Genomic DNA, 19,698 nt, shown 5'->3' on the forward strand with positions numbered 1-19,698 from the left:
TATTTCAAATTTTCAAATTGTTCCACCGTTATTACCTTCAGATGTTACTCTTGTTCTATGTTTTATGATGTTAATTTATCAATGGCTACTGATATAATAAAACCATATAAAATAAATAGGGGTTTTGATGAAACATTTTTACATACATGGTTAAAAACTTGGTCACAGGCTTTTATTTGCGCTTTTATTGGGGCTTACTATTTTCTGAGAGTAATACAAAAATAATGAAAAAAATTAATTTTCTAGAAAAACCACTAATAATTGAGAATAATATTTTAGTGAGAGAACAAAACGATTAATAAAAAATTTTACAGCAAAGTACTTACGGCGGGGATTCTATAGGTTCTGGTAAAGTAGAAAAAGTTGGTTCTAGTAACAAAAAGAAGTGGAGACAATTCCACTTCTTTTTTAATACTGAATGTTATGAGGATTTAAAATCTACTCCCGAAGTGATGTGTAATGGAGGAAGTGCAATTGTTGGACCTTTGGGTGAATACATTACTGAATCTGTTTGGGGAAAAGAAGATAACATCATTGCTGACCTTGATATGAAATAAATCGCATCAGCCAATTTGATTTTAATCCTGTTGGTCATTATGCAAGACCGGATGTTTTGCATATCATTGATGCAGTGGAAACCATCAAAATTTTATTCTTGAACAAGGAAATCAAATTAGTTTAAAAACTTTGAACTGGAAAAGGTAGAGCAATTTTAAGACCAGGGGGCAAACGTATGTAAATAGGTGGAAAGTCAATAAAAAAGTTCCTAAAGGACGAGTATCGGAACAAAAACTTTGCTTATAATGCTGGTTTGCGCATAAATGAATGGATTTTTAACCATTCAAAATGGGAAAGTTCAGTTTTCTAAACTTGTTAAGTAGTCTTTCGTCTGAACAGGCAAAAATGATTATCGGTCATAAATTCTTTCCACATTTAATTGACATGGTATTCCTCCATGGCTTAAATCTAACCTTTGGCATATTGATTATGATATCATTTATAGCAGCTGTCATTTCATTTTTCCACGGAAAACGTTATGTGCATCAAGAAGAAGGGGGGGTTAAAGGGAATATCTTCAACAGTAAGGATTTCTAAAATCAGGGAGGTGTGTTCCAAAGCTGGGCAGTCGGCTTTGGAGGAAATTATGAAAATTGCAGATGGAATTGAAATGTTGGAACTTGAGATGAATATGATGGGCAATCGCAGGACAATCCATCCCACTCTACTCCATGATGGGAATCATGCTGTTTTAGTTGATACCGGGATGCCAGGGCAGTTAGAAGACATTAAAGCTGCGATGAAAAAAGCCGGTGTTCCTTTTGAACAGCTTGACGCGGTCATTCTAACCCATCAGGATATTGATCATATAGGCAGCATTCAAGAGGTGTTAAAAGCAGCGCGGAAACCAATTGATGTTTATGCGCATGCCGAAGATAAACCTTTTATTGAAGGTGATAAGGAGCCGATCAAGATGACCAGGGACAAGGTCACACAAATGCTCTCACGTATTCCTGAGGACATGCGCAAACAGGTGGAAACCATTTTTCTTAATCCGCCAACAGCCAAAATTACAAAGGTCGTCTCCGATGGCGATGTCCTTCCGTTTTTCGGAGGTGTAGAGGTCATATTCACACCAGGCCATTCACCTGGTCATTTCAGCCTCTATCATCATCCGACAAAGACGCTCATTACTGGGGATGCAACCGTTAGTGAGGACGGCAAAATTCTCGGCCCAAATCCACAGGCAACTCCAGATATGCCGATGGCGCTTGAATCGCAGAAAAAATTCACCCTATTTGATATTGCCAAAGTGATCTGCTATCACGGGGGTCTTGTGGATAACCAAGTCAACGAGCAATTTCGAAAACTTTCCGAAGTAAATTAATAGATCAGAGCAGTGATGCATAAAGGTAAATGCAGCGTTACATACCAACCGCTTATCGAAAAACTTCCCCGTTACATGGACTATAACCCGAATAATGGAGACTTTAAAAAAAGTCCCTTATTCGGGTTTTTTGTGTTCGCTGGACAAAAACCCGTTTATAATCATTTAGGGGATATAACCGGAGGAAATTTAAAATGAGTAAAATTATATTTAATGAGATTCAGATTAAATTATTAGAGAGTAAGTTCCTTTCGGAAATGCATCACGAAAAGGCAAAAAGCGAGCCGGAATAGTGGTCGCACATGCCATGTTACGTACCTCTTATTATCTCTTAACACGGAAAGAAATGTATGTAGACTTAGGCGAAGACTACTTTGATAAACAGAGGCAGCAATCCATTGTTCGGCATTCACTACGAAGACTTGAAGTTTAGGATACACAGTTACTTTACAAGAACCAGAAGCATCTTAATCTATTCAACTCGATTCCAAAGATCAATGAATTAGGCGCTCTCCCCTTTTTTAAAAATGAATGAGCTGCGTCTTCTTTAGCATTGCCTTTATTCCTGAATTACAGAAGTTTATTTTCATGGTAGTTTAAGTATAACCCTTCACATACAATATTTTTATTGAAGAGGGGAGGACACATTATCCTCCTCATTCTTTTAATAAATCAGAGAGATTTTTTTATGCGATAAATCTATATAATCCTCTCTAATAAATCCCCCACTTTTTTTGCCATTTCCTTCGGTGGATAAGGCATGCCATTTTTTAGCCACCATTCCACTACACCTAAGTAAGCATTTGCAACAAATTCGACAACTACATCTTTTTATTTCTGCTGCATAACTCACTCTCGTCCCCATAAAGAAAAACACCTCCAAGTTGTCTTTTTAGGTAATTACATACCCGCTTTTTCAACTTAAAGGTGTTTTTATTTGTCCCACTCTAAGGGTTCAATTCTGTCCCATATGGACAAGGGTTTTTTGTTCAAATGTTCAAAGATAAGAGTATAGCTTTTCAAGTTAGATAGTTTTCTAACTCCACAAGGAAAGCTACTTTGAATGATCATCACAGGTACAATCTAGGGCTTTTATTGTTCCAAAGGTGCCTCGTGCTTTTCTATTTTTTTCGCTAAGCTTTCTCCCAATTGGTTTTCTTTCCACATAACTGTAATACCTAAGCCAATGACCATAATGACAGCAGCGAAAAGATAAGGATAGTGGATGTTTACGTCAAATAATATTCCACCCATCGCTGGCCCACCGATATTACCTAAGCTCGTATAGGTTGAGTTCATTCCAGCAACAAATCCTTGCTCTTTCCCGGCAGCTTTTGATAAAAAAGTCGTCAATGCCGGGCGAAGCAAGTCAAATGCGAGGAAGATGAAGCAAGTTACCACCAGCACTGCCAAAAAGCTAGAGATTACAGTGGACGCCACCGCCAATATTGCACCTATAATTAAACATAATTGGATCAGTTTCTTTTCACCAAGTATATCTACCATTTTTCCAAACATAAATACTTGCATAACAACTCCGAAGATTGAGCTGATTGTAATAATAGCTGCAATCTCCTTCGGCGTGAAGCCAAATTTATGATCAGAAAATAAGCTGAAAACTGTTTCATATGCTGATAAACCGAAAGCAAGTACAAATACAATGATAAAGGCAGTAAAGTAACGCGGATTAAGTGATCTTTTGAAATCGCCTATAAAGTTTGTTTGCTTTGTATTAGCAGAAATTTCTGCAAGCTGTTCCTTTGTTAGCGGCTCTTTTAAGATATATATTGATGAAATGCATGCTAAAAAGGCAATGCCTGCCGCAAAGAAGAAGGGCATACGTATACCGTATTCTGCAATAAAGCCACCGATGCCAGGTCCGATAATAAAGCCAGTACTAATGGCGGCAGAAATATAGCCTATCGCTTTTGACCGTTCCTGAACAGATGTAATATCTGCAACATATGCAGTAACACCTGGCATAATAAAGGCGGCACTAATTCCCCCTAGAATCCTTGATATATAAAGCACTGAAACATTCGTGCCTAGACCAAAGATAAGTTCTGAAACACCAAAAAGAAACAAGCCGATTATGATGATTTTCTTTCTGCCATAATGGTCAACCCATCGTCCTGCGAGCGGTGATATAAGTAGTTGTGCCACAGCAAGTACAGCGACAAGATAGCCCATCGTTTTTCCCGATAAATGCATGATATTCATAAAAGACGGCATAACGGGGACGATGAGACCTATACCTAGAAATGCAATGAATATATTGCTTAATAGAATAATTAATACCAACTTTTGTTCTTTAATTGTTTTCTTCATATATAAACACCTCTTTCTGTATAATCATTGATGTGAAATACCTCTCCACAATACTGTCCAAGAGGTCTAACTAATCAAAAGCTATTGCAAGTAGAAAAAATTTATATCAAATCTTTGCTTGGAGTCTTACGAGACCAAACAACTACAGGAATAAGCAACAGTGACAGAATTGCTCCAGAAAGCGATAGTATCGCATAACTATAATGAGCGACTACCAATCCTGATAACGCACCGCCGGTGGCACCTGATAATGCAAGCAAGACATCAGCAGATCCCTGTGTTTTTGCACGAATAGATGGATGTGTTGCATCTACAATGAGAGCCGTTCCGCTTATTAAGCCAAAGTTCCAGCCAACACCAAGTAGTACTAACGCACAGATAAGTAGTACCATTGAATCTGCAGGGGCAAAAGCTGCCAGCATACCAGAGGCCAGAAGCGTGGCACCAGAAGCAACAGCCATTGAAGTACGACCAACTTTATCTACAAGCATCCCTGTAAGAGGCGAAGGCAAGTACATGGCGCCTATATGAAAACCTATGACCAACCCCACTTCTCCCAAACGATGACCATAATGTCCCATATGGACCGGTGTCATGGTCATAATGGCCGCCATGACAAATTGAGTCAAAACCATTACTGTAACGCCCACGACAATTCCTCTCTTGTTTATTGTAGAGCTTTCGGAATTTGGTTCTGCCTGCACAGTGCGGTTTTCCTCCTGGGCATTCGCTATGGCTGTAGATACAATCAAAGGGTCTGGACGAAGAAAAATTAAGAGAACCAATCCGGCAAGGATAAAAGCCGCAGCCGCTAAGATAAAGGGGCCAGCCAAAGTTGGAACACCAATAGATTGCGCAAATTTTCCCATCACATCGACCAAGTTAGGACCCGCTACAGCACCAAAGGTAGTAGAAACCATGGCCATGCTCACAGCAGTTGCCCGCTGTTTAGCTGTCGCCAGATCTGTACCGGCATATCGCGCTTGCATATTTGCGGCGGTACCAGCTCCATAAATAAGCAGGGAAGTGAATAAAAGCACGACGCTGTTGATTAAGGCAGCGATTATAACGCCGACCGCACCAGTCCACCAGCAAGAAAACCGGCTGCAAGTCCTGGTCCACGGCCAAAACGCTGTGAAAGTCGGCCTACAAGCAGTGCGGCCCCAGCAGATCCTAAAGTGAGTAAGGCAACTGGAATCCCTGCTGCACTTTCCGTCCCTAGCATATCTTGTGCGAGAAGTGCGCCTACCGTTATACCAGCTGCAAGTCCTGCCCCTCCAAAGATTTGTGATAGGATCAAAATTCTTAATGTTTTTTTATAGAGCTGTTTTTGTTTGTCTGTTGAATCAATATAACCTTGCAACCAAACAGGATGCTGTTTTGACCTACTTGTATCCCATGTTTTAGTTACCATAAAACTACACTTCCTAACAAAATAATTTTTTTGCACTTTCTTGCCCATCCTCTTTTAGAAGGTTTCGTTCAATAAATAATTAAGGAGCTCATGATTATCAACTACATAATCATGAGCTCCATGTATCACTACAGAACAAATAAATGCTTAGAAACTGCACAAAATAAAATTAACATTCACAATTAATCTGAGTTTCTATTCAAGATCAGAACTTTATCCAACAAAAGGATGCTTTACCACAAATCGGATGCCAACAAATCTTCACTGACAATGCTAGTGGAGACAAATCATAAAGAACCGGACTAGACGATGCTTTTGATTTTTTAAGAGAGGAAGACACATTGGTTGTTTGGAAAAGTGCTTCATAAAAACGACGAACTAATTCTTAATTGGTTTCAACTGACATGATTGTCTTTCCACTCATATAAAATTAAAACTACAATTTCTGTCTGCTCTGATTCTTTAAAATGAATATGATTCTCCGTCATCAGGTACTAAAACATTCGAGGAGATTCCTTTTTCATTAATAAAGCTTTTTAATTCTTCTTTTGATAATGTCCAATGATTAACAGCTTCCATATGGACAGAAATGATTTTTGCATCTGGAGCAGCTTTATAAACTTCATAAATGTCATCTTTCCCCATAATTAGAGAACCACCTTCAGAGAGTTGAACATCCCCACCGTTGACAACAATGATTTCTGGTTTGTGTGTTTCAATTACTTCCTGAACAGCTTCATACCAAACAGTATCTCCAGCTACATATAAAGTTTTCTCATTTGAGTGTTTGAAGACAACGCCGCACACTAGACCAGTAACCTTTAGGATTTCGCCTCTTCCATGCTCGCCTTTTGTTTTAATTAATTGGATTCCTTCAAAGACTGTATGCTCTTGTAAAACCTCTACATTTTGGAAGCCTGCATTTCGAATTTCAGTCGCATCTTCTTCATTTTGGGAAAATATTTTAATCTCTTTGGGCAGGGCTTCTTTAGCAGCATCATCCCAGTGGTCATAATGTAGATGAGTGACAATAACAGCATCAACATTATGAATGATATCGTCAATGGATATTGGTAAACTAACTAAAGGATTATTTGAGTTGTTTTGTCTTAATGAAGGGAAAGGCGGGTAAGTCCCTTTTTCTGATAACATTGGATCGATTAAAAACTTCTTTCCCGCATATTCAACGACAATTGTTGCATTACGAATTTGATGTATATTCATATTTATTAACTCCTTTATCTTTTGAAATTTCCTCTGAACAATGTATAGTCTAAACTATGGACACATGACGGGTACATAGATTAAGTAAAGTCTTTTGGCGGTTTGACTTTATTTATGAAAGGAGTTAAATAAATGTTAGATAACACAGATATGCATATCTTGAAGGAACTAACTAAGAACAGTCGGATTTCATTTTTCATCCTGCTTCAACGCAATTTTGAATTAAGTTCAGAGAACTCACGATTGGCCATTTTATTAATAAATCCAACTGCCGTTATTTATTAAATTTCCATGACTCATATCCTGTTTTTAAAATTGCCTTTTGTTTCTTATTTAATGATTCTAGGCTTATTTTCAGTTTTCCTAGATTTTTGCCTTTTGCTTTGGCCGATTCAATTCCTTCTCGCTGCCTTCTATTAAGATCCTCTCTTTCCTTTTCAGCAACAACAGAAAGAAACTGTATTACTAATTCACAAACACTTGTGTCCGATTAGGTGTTTTCCAATTCATGATCATTAACTGGCTCTTGTATTGTTAAGATGACTAAAGGACTCAATATTGAACAAATTACTAGGAATTAAAATACAATACTCCAATTATAGGAATCTAAGTAATACCAACCATTAAAGGAGCAACGGCCTCCCCAATTTGTCCTCCATTGTTAACGATTCCGTAGGCAATTGGGTATGTTTCCTTGTTTGTCACTCCCATAGAAATACTGAGAACGCTGAATATCAAAGATTAAGTAAAAGTCCAAATCAACTCTGTGTGCCAGGTCTTGAGGGTGCATCTTGCTGAGGAGAGCCGGAATTTCTAAGAACGTCCCTTGCATGCATAGGTTTTAGTGGTAAATGTCCACGAGATTTTAAAATTCCTTGAAGACGAGCAAGAGTTCCAACAATAATTGGTGAAGCACTAGATGTTCCGCTAAAATTATCTTTATACCAATCTTCTTAATTAACTCCACCTTGTAAATCAGCGTCACCAGTGGTAGTTCCTTCCCTTTCCCACCCTTGAACATCAACAATAGCTCCATAATTAGAAAACTCAAGTCTAGAACGATCAGGGCCATAATTTCTACCATATGTACCGGGAGGCGGTGCTCCAGCTCCTACTAAAATAGCTCCAGAATCCCTATGACTACGGTTGAATTTGTTTTGATATATCTCATCCTCTAAATTTTCTGCTCCATTCCTCGCAGCTTCTTCCACCATAACTCCCTTAGTCTATGCCCCTCCTTTTTTTTGATCAATGCAGAAAAAGGAGAGAAAGGTTCTCCCCTTTATATTTTATTTGTTGTAATGCCATGTTTAGTTCTAAAACATTTACACGAGGCTCATCAAAAATCCCCAACTGGCGTCCTTTGGTATGTTCCTTTATAAGTTTTTCTATTCGATCTTCCAAACATTCATGGCTTTGGCAATTCTAGGTACCTATGCATTAGCTGCTTCCGGAGTTAAATCCGGATCAAAACCGGAAAGGGAAGTTGTCACTAGAGCTGTTGAAATCGTGTCACCTAAATTTCCATTTTCCTTTTTTAATTGATTCACATTGTCTTTCACTGTTTGAATGTATTCTTTTGATGCAACGGCAGCATTCGTTGCATCAGATGCTTTTGGGTCATATTTTATCGCGGATCCTCTTGGATAGAAGCATTGTGGACCCTTAAACTCTTGAGCCAAAAGCTCTGAACCTTTAGTCGATTGACTAGCCAAATTGTGTAAACAAAATGCAAAGATAACGATTTAAGACTCCCAATTTGATCAAGCTCGCTTTTGTGCCAAAAAACCTTGGTTGACTATCTTTTTATTATTTAAGAAACGTGATAATCCAAATGTTGTAATACTTGCAAACACAACACATAACGCACTGAACCATGTAATTGATGATATTGATATTTGCCCCACAATTACTCCACCTAAACCTGCACCAACTGCAAAACCTAATTGCATCATCGATTGGTTCAGACCTAGCAACACATCTGAGGATTCAGGTGATATCGTTGCTAAATTATATTGCTGAGTTGCACCTGATGACCATCCTGCAAATGACCAGACTGTCAATATAATAAATACTGCAATAATTGAATGTGATATGAATGAAAGCACGACTAAAGATGTTCCGTTTACAAGTAACCCTCTTTTTAATGTAAAAATTACGCCTCTTTTATCTGCACTTAAGCCACCTAGTTTAGAACCAAATAAGCTTGCAACTCCAAGAACAAGTAAAGTAATGCTTAAAAGATGATCACTCATGCCTACAGTATTTACAAGGTATGGAGATAAATAAGTAAAAATAATCCCGTACCCTGTCATTAAAAAGAAGGTGATTGATAATGCTAAAGCAATTTTTGGATTTTTGAACATGGCAATTTGTCTCGTTAAAGGGATTGAAGCATCACCATTCATTTTTGGTATTGTATTTAAAACAATAAAAATGACAAATAAAACTAATAATGCGATACCGATAAATACAAATTTCCAGCCATACATAGATGTAATAAAACGTCCAATAGGAACACCAATGATTAATGATGCGGTAAATCCCATTACAACTGTTGCAATTGAACTTGCCTTTTTATTAGCAGGTGTAATCTTTGCTGCGATACTTAAAACTGTAACGACCGCTACACCTGTACTTAAAGCCATAATAATGCGAGCAATCATAAATAATCCATACCCTGGAACAATTACTGATAGTAAATTTCCTATTATAAAAACAAATAACGTATAGATCAGTAATTTACGTCTTTCCATTTTAGCCGTTAATACCATTAATATAGGAGTACCGATTGCATAGGCTAATGAAAAGACTGTAATTAATTGACCAGCCGCTCCAATTGACACTTCTAGGGCATCTGCCATTTTATCCAAAATACCTGAGATGATGTACTGTGAAGTACCAACTAAAAAACTTATCAATGCTAAAATATTAATCTTTGCTGTATTTGACATGTGAAATTTTCTCCTCAATATCACTATTAATTTCTATATTTCTATAAACACTGAAATAATATACAAAATGAAAGAAGCTATTTAAGCTTCATACTATTCTAGTGCTTTTAAATTAATGTATGAAGATGCTTCTTAACATCGTATTCTTCCAACTCTTTACCATTTTTTAAACGATGAATAAAATCAGGATTAGAAATTAATGGGCGTCCGAAAGCAGCGACATCAATTATTCCTTCTTCAATCGCCTGATTCGCCATTTCTGGATTTAATGTACCTACCCCAATAATGACACCATCCCAGTATTTTCGGACTAATTGATGCATCGTTTTTCCATTTGCAAGCACTCGATCAAATTGCATAATCGATGGGTGAATCATTGTTGCACCCGCTTCCTTAAATGCCTCAACAAATGTACGAATAGCCATTTCTGGATCTTCCCACATGTAATTTGGTATATCTGCTTTATGAGCAGAGAATCGGATCATTGTTCGTTCTGTACCGATTGCGTCGATAACTGCTTTAATTACTTCCTTCATAAACGTTAATCTTTGAGCAAGGTCACCACCATATTCGTCTGTACGATGATTTGTTATATCTGAATTAAATTGGTCAATTAAGTATCCGTGGGCACCGTGAATTTCTACACCATCAAAACCTGCTGCTATTGAATTTTTCGCAGCTTGCGCATATTGATTGATTACTTCATTAATATCTTTAATTGTCATTTCTTCAGGAACATCATATGGCTTACGGAAACGAGAGACAAGGCCTTCAGCTGGAATAGCTGATGGTGCTTGAGGAGGCAGATTTCCAGCAAGCTCGTGATGAGATAAACGACCAACATGCCATATTTGAGCGATCATTGTTCCTCCCTCTTTATGCACAGCATCAGTTACTTTTTTCCATCCCTTAATTTGTTTGTCTGAATAAATTCCTGGAATTCCAGGATAGCCTTTTCCACGAGGACTAATGACGGTTCCTTCTGAAATGATTAAACCAACTCCATCGGCAGCACGTTTTCGGTAATATTCAACAATATCCTCCCCTACTACGCCCGTTTGATCATCTGCAAAGGATCTTGTTAACGGCGCCATTGCGATACGAGAGCGTAAATTCCAAGCTCCGATTTTTATCGGTTCAAACAATTTACGTTCTAAACCATTTTTTAAATTTCCCCAAGAATTTGTTTCTTTGCTAATTTGACCCATACATTTTCCCCCGTTCATTTCAATTATTCGGTATTTCTATAAATACTAAAATTAAAATTAAAATTAAAATTAAAATTATTCCGCTTTAACATTAAAGCAAAGCGGGTGCGTATTGTTCAAGGACCTCACGTTGTAAACTGTAATATCTGAAGGTTCCCTCTCTGCGAACTGCTAATAATCCGCAATCGAGTAATGGTTTTAAATGATGTGTCAATGTTGAATTGGCGGGGACTTTTAATTGATTTGCCATTTCCAGGCAGGCTAACTCTGATTGTCGAGCAAGTAATTTTACGATTTGTAAACGAGTCGATTCACCTAGTGCCTTATAGACTTTTACAGCAATATCATCACTCACCGCTAAAAACCTCCTTTCAGCAATGCTTATTTCAGTATTTCTAGAAATATTGTATTTCATCAGAGATGCTCTGTCAAGAGAGTGCTTTTTATTTTTTAATTCAAAGGCTGTTTTCTTAATTTAAGAATGTGATTGTATACCACTACATGATGCTCGCTCCTAAATAAAATGATTTTATTAATATAACTTTTAGTCTTCCACACATTCTAATTATCTTTTTTAATAATAATTTCCAATCTCTTTTTTCGAATACAATTTCTTCTTCCACTAACCTGCTTCTTATCTACAGTATGATTTTCTACAGTATTCAATGTAAGTAAAGATAGGAAAAATACCAGTTTTCTATCCTTGTAGAAGCATTATCAACAGTAAGTATTTATAGTTTTCAACGTTAACAAACATAGGGATACTCTAGATAACTGCCCGTTAGTTGAATAGGGACAACTACAAATAATGCGTTATTTGGATTATTAGTTAATTACCGGTTGATAACTAGTGAGTCTTTAGATACGCTCTATTGCATTTTTTATCTTCATAAAATCATTACTGCTAACAATATCGGGATGATTCACTATGAGTTCTTCAACAAAATTTTGCAGCCCATTTTTTAATCCTTGTTTAAAACTCTCAATCTCTATAATATTTCTATTGGATTGAGGAATTTTTTTCGACCGAGTTACTGTTACCCCATCGTAGAATGCTCCATTCTTCCAGCCTGGAAAAGTTGGTTCGAATCTACAAAGTGCGAACGAAACTAAATTTTCCCGCAGGGAAAACACCAGAGTTCTACTTGTTGAATCATCTTCAACAACAACTTTCTCTTCCTCGTATAATTTCTGGGGCACGTCAGGTAACTCTCCAAGAAAAGTGGCAAGTTGACATACAAATCCTTCTTTTGTAACCCCTATTGGATCCTCATTTTCAGGATAATTATAATTGCTAAAAAATGAAACACCGTCAATTAATATGTCCAGTTTCCCCCATATGTCGAAGTGATGGTAATCTTCAGGAGTCATTTCATCATAATAAGGCATAAATTTAAAATTGATTTTACTAGTCATACAAAATAAGCTCCATTCCCAATATTATTTATCATATATGCTCTCTTATTTAATCGCCTGACCCGTTAAAAAAGCGACCTTCGTTATTGAATTATCGCACCCGTTAGTTGAAGAAGATGGGTAGTACCGAACTGGTTAGATTATTACATTCTTAAACAAAGAAGTAAGGTCTTCTGCTAATTGATTTTTTGAATAATCATCGTGGTATATTCGAAATACGCTTGGCTGCTTTGAACTTAGTTTGATATATATAGGGTCACCGCTTCCGTGGGAACAACTTGCTAAAAAAACATATCCATCCTCTAATACCGATATTCCAGGTTCATATTTAGTGCTTTCATCAATTATGTCATCCACACCTCCCCATATAATATATGAAACCCCATCATAATCCTCATCAGGTTCATCTTCTTGGATTCCGAACTCTGCATCTATTAAAGGGACGGTTGTATATAATTCGATATACCATTCGGGCAATTTTATTTTAAGTTCTATTTCTAATTTTGCTAAATCACTTTCGGTTGCCGTTTTGCCAACAAAATCGGGATATTTTAACTTAATTCTTTCTACAAGCCTTTTGGCTTCGATAATTATTTCATTATTTGTCATTTTCCATACTCCCATTTCAATTTATCTATTTAGAGTTCGATTGAGTCCAATAAAATCCTGCTTATCGCAATAATTCTTGTTGAACTAAACTGCTTCGTTAGTGGAACAAGAAAAAGAGCCGCAGCTGCGACTCTTTTGTTCAACCCAAGCACCCTTTAGTTTAAGTGTATTCTTTCACAATCTTTCCTTTAAAAGTAGATAACTAACTCAATTTATTTTTTTGCTTTGTTAAGTTATAGCTTCGTCTAACTAGGTCGTATATAACTTCCCCTGGAATAGTACCGTCAAGAATAATGGAATTCCAATGTTCTTTATTAAGATGGAAGGCAGGAACTATTGAAGGGTAATTCTGACGATAGAAATCCAACCAGCCGTTTTCACATTTCAGGTTAATCCAAATATGGTCACCTCTTTTGAAAATCCAGGCAAATACCTTTTTGTTTTCTTTATGTCGCATTAACGTCCAATTCTTATCGCTAAACGGATAATCTTCATAAGTGTTTTCCAATTTCAAACAATAATTAATTGCTTCCTCTCTGGTTTTCATTTTTTCACTCCTACAACATTGGATGTATGCAATCCTCTTCAATTAATAACCCGTTGCAAATTTAGTTGGTACAAAATAATTTAATCTAACCATAAAATAAATTTCGTCACCCTCTACCTGCTGTATCGCATCGAATCGAAGCTGGAGATGGTGATTCAATTGATTCAGAATCTTCCTTACCGAATGAAGGCGTAATGTAAATCATGAAGAAAAGAGACTCTTCTCCACCGAGAAGGTCTCTTTCCTGCAACCAATCAAATGACATAAGTCGAGTTGATCCATCATAGGACTATCCAAGTAGACTTTGGTGCCTATTTAAGATAAAACAGGAAACCTGCCAACATTTTCTTTTCAGTAACAAGCAACAAGATTGTCTACAAAACTTGGATAGTCTTCTGCGGTGAGTATTTGCGAAATGTTCCCATCTTCTGTCAATATGGTGGCGAGTGCATCGAACACTTCGTGAAATAGTTTTCGATCCTCTTTATTCACACATAATAGTAAAACTATGTTTACGGTTAAATCGCCCCATTGAATTCCTCTTTCGCTTATCAAAGCAAACATGCCGGTCTTCTTTGCATTCATTTTGATCGCATGCGGTATTGCGACGCAGCCAAATGCCGTTGAGGACATCGCCTCCCGTTCCATGACATTCAAAACAAAACTAGCATCAACATAGTCATGTTGTTCCATGATGTGGCACATTCTCGTCAAGGCGTCCTCTTGCGTCAAAATTGATTCAGTATTTTCAAAAAGCTGTTGGTCCGTCATTCTATTAATATTTTTCTTGAACGAATCTTTCCGTTTCATTTCTTTCAGTTCACTTATTTTATTCGCAACCTTATTGATGTCTATGTTAGAGAAAAATGGATTAATTAACACAAACGGCACTTTTGGGACAGAATTCAGTTGCACGGCTGAGATGATGAGGTCGCTATTTAAAGCGCTTAACTCGCTTTCATTCGTCACCACATGTTGGATCAGAAGATCCTCCCCAAAATGTTTTTTCAATTTCTCCATCAACTGGACGTTGAAATTATAATAGAACGGGAACAGAATGGAGCAGGTAATTTTTGAATGGGCTTGCTTTTGCATTTCGAGAGCGTAACCTAAATGAAAAGCAACAAAGGCAATTTCATCGTCATTCATCGTAAAGCCCGTTTCCTCTTTGATCGTGTGCGACACATGAACAGCACAGTCATAAATGGAAGGGGCATTTAATTTTAAAGCTGAAGTCAACGGATTTTTACTAGAAAAACGATTCTCCAATCGTATCAGCAGGTTTTTAATATGAAGGGTAAAGCGAATTAAAAAATCGGCGTCATCGATGACAATGTAATAATTAGTCTCCAAATCCTCTAATATCTTCCCCACTAAATTGATACACCGTATTCCGGCCACGTCCTGCAGTTCCGAAAGCTGCAGTTGCATGAAATTGATACTGGTGCCACTGCTTGAAATCAGCAGTCCAAGGTCGCGGATTTCACTCTCCGAATACTTGACCCCAAAGTTGCCTTCAAGACGACTGGCAATGACATGAGCAAGCTCATTTTCCTTCTCAAGATTGACTGCCTCATCTACCTGCTCCGTATAGCTAAACCCATTTTTCATCCGGTCAATCGCAATAGCAATATGTAAAACAATATTCGTCAGCGCATAATCATTTGTAAAGTAATGATAGGAAGAAAAAACTTCTGCTATGACATCACGGATATAGTCAATATCAAACCCTTCAAAAGAGGCTTTTAGCTTATCAATATCCAAGAAACTATCATTCGTCTCCCGAAAAAGAATGGAGCTCATTAATTTCCGTTTATTTTTTTCATTTCCACTAATCTGAATGGAAGCCACAGACATCTTTAATTCCAACTCATGTTCAACTAAACGCTTCCTTACCTTACGTAAATCGTTCTTTAATGTGATTTCGCTGATATATAATTCATCGCTCAAATCATAATGATCGAGCGGCCCATCCGCATTTACCAGGCACTTTAGCAAGTAATCGGCCCGTTCTTTCGGAGATTGCGGGATGATTTCATTCGTTGATGCTAAAAATGGATTTAATTTTTCCAAGTCCACTTTGTAACCCTTTTTCGATGAAGTAATCAAACCTTCTTCCATGGAATTTATATCGGAAATATAGGTTTTCACACTCCTTTTTGAAATGCCAATCGTTTTGGCAAGTTGGGTTGAAGAAGTCCAGTCATTTTGCATACTTAAATGTCGAAGGATATTCCTGTATTTAACATTCATCACAACAACCGCCTTAATCTAGGGTTTAATAGATTTGAACCACAATATATATGCATTTGCACTATACCAGATAACTATTTGCACCACTATAGTGTAAATGGATATTTGAGAGTTGTCGAGAATCATTTTATAGTAAGGATAAGGAAATGATGGCGCTATCAAAATATGAAACAACGGAGGGAAATAATTAATGGAAAAATTAAACGTATTATTGGTGTGTGGATCTGGGGCAAGTTCAGGTTTTATGGCGGCAAACATTCGCAAGGCAGCTGCAAAGCGGAATCTTGACATTACCATCAAAGCCCGCGGTGAAGCGGAAATTGAAAACTATATTGATGAAATTGATGCGTTAATGGTGGGTCCTCACTTAGCTTATATTTTAGATGAAATTGAGGATTATATTGGTGATACGGATGTGAAAGTTTTACTGATGAAACCTACCTATTATTCTACTCTTGATGGGGACGCTGCGTTAGAAGATTTATTAAAAGAATTCTAAAAAATTAAAAGTCGGGGGTCAAAAAAATGGATAAAATGATTAAATGGCTTGAAAATGATTTCTCCCCTAAAATGAATAAAATTAATCATAATGTCTGGGTCGTAACCCTAAAAGATTCGATCATGCAATTACTGCCGTTTATCCTATTAGGCTCAGTATTTTGTTTACTGACCATCCCAGGTGACGTCTTCAAAATTAATAACTACCCTAATTTTTGGACGCTATTCGGCTGGACCATGGGGGTATTATCCTTATTAATTTCATTCTTGATCCCATTTAACTTAATGGAAAAGAAACGATTGCGAAAACAACGCTTTATCGCAGGTTGTACAGGTCTTATTACTTTCTTAATCATTATTACGCCCCAAGTCGTTGCCGATAAAACAGTTGGTTTTGGCCATGCATCATTAGGTGCCGGCGGTATGTTCGTAGCGATTGTTGCAGGTGTATTTACGGGTTGGATCATGGGACTATTCGGAAGTTTCTCTTTCTTTAAAGAAGAATCGGTCATTCCCGATTTTGTAAGAGCCTGGTTTGATGCCATGCTTCCAATTGGAGTTGTCATCGTTGCAACATGGTTAGTCGTCGATATCGTCGGATTTGATTTATACAACACGATCTTAGGCATCTTTATGCCGCTGTCAAATGTGATTGAAACACCATGGGGCTTCGTCCTTATAAGCTTTGTAACCTGTTTCCTTTACACAATGGGGATTTCATCTTGGGTGCTGACCCCAGTAACGAAGCCCGTTTTTCTGGCTGCGATTACAGCCAATGCTACTGCAGGTGCTGCTAACCTCGTCACATCTGAAACCATCTTTTCAGCTTATCTGTGGATTGGTGGTATCGGTGCCACATTGCCTTTAGTGGTCATGATGGCCTTCTCAAAAAATGGAAAACTGAAAGCACTTGGACGGGCTAGTATTACCCCTAGCATCTTTAACATTAATGAACCCATTGTCTTTGGAGCGATTGCTTGGAACCCGATTATGATGTTGCCAATGTGGATCATCTCCCTTGTATTGCCAACCATCATTTGGATTGGAACGAAAGTGATCAACTTTGCGCCTATCCCCAAGATTGTATTCGACTTATGGTATGTTCCATTTCCTATTTCAACTTGGATTACAACGGGAACGATTACAGGAATTCTATTAATGCTCATCTGTTTAGCTGCAGCAACGTTCATTTGGTATCCCTTCTTTAAAGTGTATGAAAAACAAGAAATGAAGAACGAATTTAAAGAGGAAAAGGCCCCATTACGTGCAGCGAAATAATCTTTTCGAGGAGATATAAACCATGATTGAAGAAAAAACAGCGCAAAATGCAATGCAAATCATTCTCCATGCAGGGGATGCACGCGTTCATTGCATGAACGCTTTAAAATCAATTGAAAACAGTAATTTTGTGGAAGCAAAAGAAGAAATCAAACGTGCCAATGATGAAATCGTGAAAGCACATAGGATTCAAACCAATTGCATTTCAGTCGAAACTCAAGGTGAAGCCGGCGAATATTCTGTCCTCTTTGCCCATGCACAGGATACATTAATGACGATTTATAGCGAAATTAATATCGCAAAGCGCATGATCAAAATTTTTGAAACATATGATGCGCGGTTAACAAAATTAGAAAGGTTAGATAAGGTGATGGAACATGAGTAGAATACCAACTGGATTTCCAAAAGATTTTTTATGGGGTGGAGCGATTGCGGCCAACCAAGCCGAGGGCGCGTATGACGTAGACGGCAAGGGATTAAGCGTGGCGGACATCAACGAATTTCGCGCAGATATTCCGATTGACCAAAAAACGAATAGAGAACTTGATACGAACTACATTGTTTCAGCATTAAACAGTACCGATCGCGTGTTTCCTAAACGTTGGGGAATCGACTTTTATCATACGTACAAAGAAGATTTGAAATTATTAGCAGGAATGGGCCTTAAAACCTTCAGGACCTCTGTTGCCTGGACTCGCATTTTTCCTAATGGCGACGAATTGGAACCCAATGAAGCAGGTTTGAAATTCTACGATGACCTGATTGATGAAATCATCAAAAATGGGATGGTTCCCATGCTCACCATATCTCACTATGAAATGCCTTTACACTTAACAACGGCTTACAAAGGCTGGTATTCTCGCGAGCTCATTGAATTCTTTAATCGTTTCTGTCAAGTATTGTTTGATCGCTACCATGACAAGGTAAAACTTTGGATTATCATTAACCAAATTAACTTAATCGGACACGAATCCTTTAACCATTTGGGAATTGCGGAAGATAAAGTCGAAAACCTGATGGAAGCAAAATATCAAGGTGTTCATAATGAAATGGTAGCCTGCGGTCACGCGACCAAATACGCACACGATAACTATCCGGATTTACAAATCGGAATGATGCTATGCGGTGGTCCAACATACTCTGCCTCCGCTAAACCAGAAGATGTACTCGCTACCCTTCGCCATAATCAAATGGAATACTTCTTTGCAGACGTATTGCTGCGCGGGTACTACCCTGGTTATGCCTTCCGATATTTTGATGATATTGGAATCAATGTAGAATTCGGCGAAGGTGATGAAGAGGCGTTGAAAAACACGGCTGACTTTATGTCCTTTTCCTACTATTACACCCGTATTTGCGATGCGGAAAGTTATGCAAACGGTAATGAAGACCATCGTAACCCGGAATTGGACGCAAACCCTTGGGGCTGGTCCATTGACCCTGTTGGATTACGAATTTTCCTAAATCTTTTCTATGATCGCTATCAATGTCCAATCTACATCACAGAAAATGGCGTGGGATACTATGACCAATTAGAAGATGGCAAAATTCATGACCCTTACCGAATTGACTACCTTCGCGCCCACATCGAACAAATGAAAGAAGCCATCAAAGATGGCGTTGACCTGCGCGGCTATTACGCTTGGGGCCCGATTGACATTATCAGCTGCTCCTCATCAGAAATGTCAAAACGCTACGGCTTTATCTATGTAGATCAGGACGATTATGGCAAAGGCACAAAAAAACGGCTGCTGAAAGATAGCTATTATTGGTATAAAAAAGTGATCGAGACAAATGGCGAAGAATTAAGCACACAAGAGGAAGATTCCATTATAACCAACTAGTAAATGGGAATTTGCTTCTGAAAATAAAGACAGCATTTAGAAAACGACCTCACTTCGTGGGGTCTATTTTTTACATTTAGTGAGTAAAATTCCTTCAATCTTGTTAAAATGGTCTATTACATCATTAAAAGGTTTATTTTGATCTTTCATTCAACCACCCCTTTACTAAATTTTAACATATTCAGTCCTCAATATTGGCATTTTTTGTGCTTTTTTCCTGAACTCCCTCAGCTTGATACG

General features: G+C 37.8%; 20 protein-coding genes and 3 pseudogenes. 8 read left to right on the plus strand and 15 right to left on the minus strand.

The genetic code is table 11. From position 1 onward, the window contains the following. Positions 1-81 precede the first annotated feature (81 nt). Positions 82-225 (plus strand): DUF2798 domain-containing protein, encoded by a 144-nt coding sequence (locus J7E66_RS33110; RefSeq protein ID WP_215004637.1) that lies wholly within the window; start codon positions 82-84, stop codon positions 223-225. Between the two features lie 907 nt (positions 226-1,132). After that, positions 1,133-1,885 (plus strand): MBL fold metallo-hydrolase, encoded by a 753-nt coding sequence (locus J7E66_RS24450; RefSeq protein WP_308162576.1) that lies wholly within the window; start codon positions 1,133-1,135, stop codon positions 1,883-1,885. A 699-nt stretch (positions 1,886-2,584) separates the two neighbouring features. Here J7E66_RS24450 and J7E66_RS24455 read toward each other — a convergent pair. The 4 genes and pseudogenes from J7E66_RS24455 to J7E66_RS24470 all read right to left on the minus strand — a co-directional run. Continuing rightward, positions 2,585-2,716, minus strand: a pseudogene (locus J7E66_RS24455) (TetR-like C-terminal domain-containing protein); the annotation flags it as partial. A gap of 261 nt (positions 2,717-2,977) precedes the next feature. Next, a complete protein-coding gene (locus tag J7E66_RS24460; RefSeq protein WP_215004640.1) occupies positions 2,978-4,213 on the minus strand; it encodes an MFS transporter in 1,236 nt (411 codons plus the stop codon). A gap of 101 nt (positions 4,214-4,314) precedes the next feature. Continuing rightward, positions 4,315-5,627: pseudogene (locus J7E66_RS24465) on the minus strand (MFS transporter). A gap of 462 nt (positions 5,628-6,089) precedes the next feature. Then, positions 6,090-6,851 (minus strand): MBL fold metallo-hydrolase, encoded by a 762-nt coding sequence (locus J7E66_RS24470; RefSeq protein WP_215004643.1) that lies wholly within the window; start codon positions 6,849-6,851, stop codon positions 6,090-6,092. A gap of 132 nt (positions 6,852-6,983) precedes the next feature. Between J7E66_RS24470 and J7E66_RS24475 the strand changes: the two genes are divergently transcribed. Beyond that, positions 6,984-7,136 carry a hypothetical protein gene (locus J7E66_RS24475; RefSeq protein ID WP_215004646.1) on the plus strand — a complete coding sequence of 51 codons (153 nt, stop codon included), beginning with the start codon at positions 6,984-6,986 and terminating at the stop codon, positions 7,134-7,136. Here the strand turns inward: J7E66_RS24475 and J7E66_RS32970 are convergent. The 10 genes from J7E66_RS32970 to J7E66_RS24525 all read right to left on the minus strand — a co-directional run bounded on the left by J7E66_RS32970 (position 7,126) and on the right by J7E66_RS24525 (position 13,585). After that, positions 7,126-7,314, minus strand: a complete 189-nt coding sequence (locus J7E66_RS32970) for a recombinase family protein (RefSeq protein WP_215004696.1) — start codon at positions 7,312-7,314, stop codon at positions 7,126-7,128. The genes J7E66_RS24475 and J7E66_RS32970 overlap by 11 nt on opposite strands. Positions 7,315-7,804: 490 nt before the next feature. Continuing rightward, positions 7,805-8,065, minus strand: a complete 261-nt coding sequence (locus J7E66_RS32050) for a S8/S53 family peptidase (protein WP_251033121.1) — start codon at positions 8,063-8,065, stop codon at positions 7,805-7,807. Positions 8,066-8,099: 34 nt separating this feature from the next. Then, on the minus strand, positions 8,100-8,255 hold the full coding sequence (locus tag J7E66_RS32975) for a potassium-transporting ATPase subunit C (RefSeq protein ID WP_215004649.1): 156 nt from the start codon (positions 8,253-8,255) through the stop codon (positions 8,100-8,102). Positions 8,256-8,284: 29 nt separating this feature from the next. Further along, positions 8,285-8,533 carry a potassium-transporting ATPase subunit C gene (locus tag J7E66_RS24495; protein ID WP_215004652.1) on the minus strand — a complete coding sequence of 83 codons (249 nt, stop codon included), beginning with the start codon at positions 8,531-8,533 and terminating at the stop codon, positions 8,285-8,287. Positions 8,534-8,614: 81 nt separating this feature from the next. Next, positions 8,615-9,805: an MFS transporter gene (locus J7E66_RS24500; RefSeq protein ID WP_215004655.1), complete on the minus strand. Its 1,191-nt coding sequence runs from the start codon at positions 9,803-9,805 to the stop codon at positions 8,615-8,617. A gap of 107 nt (positions 9,806-9,912) precedes the next feature. Then, a complete protein-coding gene (locus J7E66_RS24505; RefSeq protein ID WP_251033122.1) occupies positions 9,913-11,013 on the minus strand; it encodes an alkene reductase in 1,101 nt (366 codons plus the stop codon). Positions 11,014-11,104: 91 nt separating this feature from the next. Then, positions 11,105-11,368: an ArsR/SmtB family transcription factor gene (locus J7E66_RS24510; protein ID WP_308162577.1), complete on the minus strand. Its 264-nt coding sequence runs from the start codon at positions 11,366-11,368 to the stop codon at positions 11,105-11,107. Between the two features lie 503 nt (positions 11,369-11,871). Then, positions 11,872-12,429, minus strand: coding sequence for a hypothetical protein (locus J7E66_RS24515; RefSeq protein ID WP_215004663.1), 558 nt, complete (start codon positions 12,427-12,429; stop codon positions 11,872-11,874). 135 nt (positions 12,430-12,564) lie between these two features. After that, complete coding sequence (locus tag J7E66_RS24520) at positions 12,565-13,038, minus strand: SMI1/KNR4 family protein (protein ID WP_215004666.1); 474 nt, start codon at positions 13,036-13,038, stop codon at positions 12,565-12,567. Positions 13,039-13,240: 202 nt separating this feature from the next. Then, positions 13,241-13,585, minus strand: coding sequence for an MmcQ/YjbR family DNA-binding protein (locus J7E66_RS24525; RefSeq protein ID WP_215004669.1), 345 nt, complete (start codon positions 13,583-13,585; stop codon positions 13,241-13,243). Between the two features lie 105 nt (positions 13,586-13,690). Between J7E66_RS24525 and J7E66_RS24530 the strand changes: the two are divergent. Beyond that, positions 13,691-13,780 (plus strand): annotated as a pseudogene (locus J7E66_RS24530) (YvrJ family protein); the annotation flags it as partial. Between the two features lie 156 nt (positions 13,781-13,936). Here J7E66_RS24530 and J7E66_RS24535 read toward each other — a convergent pair. After that, positions 13,937-15,838 carry a BglG family transcription antiterminator gene (locus J7E66_RS24535; RefSeq protein WP_215004672.1) on the minus strand — a complete coding sequence of 634 codons (1,902 nt, stop codon included), beginning with the start codon at positions 15,836-15,838 and terminating at the stop codon, positions 13,937-13,939. A 190-nt stretch (positions 15,839-16,028) separates the two neighbouring features. On the opposite strand from J7E66_RS24535, the gene J7E66_RS24540 reads away from it, so the two are divergent. The 4 genes from J7E66_RS24540 to J7E66_RS24555 are packed head-to-tail and all read left to right on the plus strand — an operon-like array spanning position 16,029 to position 19,458. Then, positions 16,029-16,337 carry a PTS sugar transporter subunit IIB gene (locus tag J7E66_RS24540; protein WP_215004677.1) on the plus strand — a complete coding sequence of 103 codons (309 nt, stop codon included), beginning with the start codon at positions 16,029-16,031 and terminating at the stop codon, positions 16,335-16,337. A 26-nt stretch (positions 16,338-16,363) separates the two neighbouring features. Further along, positions 16,364-17,614, plus strand: coding sequence for a PTS sugar transporter subunit IIC (locus J7E66_RS24545; RefSeq protein ID WP_215004680.1), 1,251 nt, complete (start codon positions 16,364-16,366; stop codon positions 17,612-17,614). A gap of 22 nt (positions 17,615-17,636) precedes the next feature. Continuing rightward, positions 17,637-17,999, plus strand: coding sequence for a PTS sugar transporter subunit IIA (locus J7E66_RS24550; RefSeq protein ID WP_215004684.1), 363 nt, complete (start codon positions 17,637-17,639; stop codon positions 17,997-17,999). After that, on the plus strand, positions 17,992-19,458 hold the full coding sequence (locus J7E66_RS24555; protein ID WP_215004687.1) for a glycoside hydrolase family 1 protein: 1,467 nt from the start codon (positions 17,992-17,994) through the stop codon (positions 19,456-19,458). The genes J7E66_RS24550 and J7E66_RS24555 overlap by 8 nt, the downstream gene beginning before the upstream one ends. Positions 19,459-19,698: the final 240 nt, after the last annotated feature.

This window comes from Bacillus sp. ISL-7 (assembly GCF_018613065.1).

Excerpts from the sequence above, each read along its gene's own strand:
- J7E66_RS33110 (WP_215004637.1), top strand. The coding sequence starts at position 82 with ATGGCTACTGATATAATAAAACCATATAAAATAAATAGGGGTTTTGAT.
- J7E66_RS24460 (WP_215004640.1), bottom strand. The coding sequence starts at position 4,213 with ATGAAGAAAACAATTAAAGAACAAAAGTTGGTATTAATTATTCTATTA.
- J7E66_RS24470 (WP_215004643.1), bottom strand. The coding sequence starts at position 6,851 with ATGAATATACATCAAATTCGTAATGCAACAATTGTCGTTGAATATGCG.
- J7E66_RS24475 (WP_215004646.1), top strand. The coding sequence starts at position 6,984 with ATGTTAGATAACACAGATATGCATATCTTGAAGGAACTAACTAAGAAC.
- J7E66_RS32050 (WP_251033121.1), bottom strand. The coding sequence starts at position 8,065 with ATGGTGGAAGAAGCTGCGAGGAATGGAGCAGAAAATTTAGAGGATGAG.
- J7E66_RS24500 (WP_215004655.1), bottom strand. The coding sequence starts at position 9,805 with ATGTCAAATACAGCAAAGATTAATATTTTAGCATTGATAAGTTTTTTA.
- J7E66_RS24505 (WP_251033122.1), bottom strand. The coding sequence starts at position 11,013 with ATGGGTCAAATTAGCAAAGAAACAAATTCTTGGGGAAATTTAAAAAAT.
- J7E66_RS24515 (WP_215004663.1), bottom strand. The coding sequence starts at position 12,429 with ATGACTAGTAAAATCAATTTTAAATTTATGCCTTATTATGATGAAATG.
- J7E66_RS24520 (WP_215004666.1), bottom strand. The coding sequence starts at position 13,038 with ATGACAAATAATGAAATAATTATCGAAGCCAAAAGGCTTGTAGAAAGA.
- J7E66_RS24525 (WP_215004669.1), bottom strand. The coding sequence starts at position 13,585 with ATGAAAACCAGAGAGGAAGCAATTAATTATTGTTTGAAATTGGAAAAC.
- J7E66_RS24535 (WP_215004672.1), bottom strand. The coding sequence starts at position 15,838 with ATGAATGTTAAATACAGGAATATCCTTCGACATTTAAGTATGCAAAAT.
- J7E66_RS24540 (WP_215004677.1), top strand. The coding sequence starts at position 16,029 with ATGGAAAAATTAAACGTATTATTGGTGTGTGGATCTGGGGCAAGTTCA.
- J7E66_RS24545 (WP_215004680.1), top strand. The coding sequence starts at position 16,364 with ATGGATAAAATGATTAAATGGCTTGAAAATGATTTCTCCCCTAAAATG.
- J7E66_RS24550 (WP_215004684.1), top strand. The coding sequence starts at position 17,637 with ATGATTGAAGAAAAAACAGCGCAAAATGCAATGCAAATCATTCTCCAT.
- J7E66_RS24555 (WP_215004687.1), top strand. The coding sequence starts at position 17,992 with ATGAGTAGAATACCAACTGGATTTCCAAAAGATTTTTTATGGGGTGGA.